This window comes from Acetomicrobium sp. S15 = DSM 107314 (genome assembly GCF_016125955.1).
Classification (GTDB): Bacteria; Synergistota; Synergistia; order Synergistales; family Thermosynergistaceae; genus Thermosynergistes; species Thermosynergistes pyruvativorans.
The window spans coordinates 1-350 of the sequence record NZ_JADEVE010000012.1; the positions used below are offsets into that span (position 1 = coordinate 1).

The 350-nt window shown below is 48.3% G+C and carries 1 pseudogene; it reads left to right on the forward strand.

The window, feature by feature from the left end:
- Positions 1-191, forward strand: a pseudogene (locus tag EZM41_RS13295) (phage tail sheath family protein); the annotation flags it as partial.
- Positions 192-350 lie beyond the last annotated feature (159 nt).

Here is a 350-nt window from a genome sequence, read left to right on the forward strand (position 1 = left end):
GGTGTTGGGGCAACAGAACAGCATGCTATCCAGCCGTTACCGATACACAGGACGCGTTCATTCCAGTAAAACGGATGTTCTTTTGGAAGGGCAACCAGTTGGTATTGACATACTGGCAGAAGGTCGATGCTCCGACTAATATCAGGATAATCCAAACCATTGTGGATAGCGATAACATCAATCTCATTTGACTTGCAGAGAGGGGAATCCTCGTTGGGTAGAAGAACCGTGTGGAATTCAGGTATCCTTGGGGTTAATGCTTGCCATAGAGGCCCTCGGGATGGTGGCCACAGAGCTCTTTTTGGCCATCCTTTCCGTCGTCATCATTGTTTTCTTAAGAGACAACCGCC